General features: G+C 72.8%; 1 protein-coding gene. It reads right to left on the bottom strand.

Going from position 1 to position 265, the window contains the following annotated elements:
• Positions 1–265 (bottom strand): beta-ketoacyl synthase N-terminal-like domain-containing protein (locus VR44_RS39940; protein WP_045952601.1); only part of this gene is annotated, 265 nt, incomplete at both ends.

The raw sequence follows: 265 nt of genomic DNA, 5'->3' as shown, positions 1-265 counted from the left end.
GAGGAGGAGCAGGCGGTGTCCACGGTGAGCGCCGGCCCCTCCAGGCCGAAGGAGTAGGCGATCCGCCCGGAGACGACGCTGGCGGAGCTGCCGGTGCCGATGTAGCCCTCCAGGTCCTGCGGGACGCTCAGCAGGCGTGAGGCGTAGTCCTGGTAGCCGGAGCCGATGAACACGCCGGTGCCGGTGCCGCGCAGCGAGGTGGGGTCGAGGCCGGCGCGTTCGAAGGCCTCCCAGGCGGTCTCCAGCAGCAGCCGCTGCTGGGGGT

The organism is Streptomyces katrae (genome assembly GCF_000966975.1).
GTDB lineage: Bacteria > Actinomycetota > Actinomycetes > Streptomycetales > Streptomycetaceae > Streptomyces > Streptomyces katrae.
The sequence above is the reverse complement of the archived record's forward strand: the minus strand, read 5'-3'. Positions and strand labels throughout refer to the sequence as shown.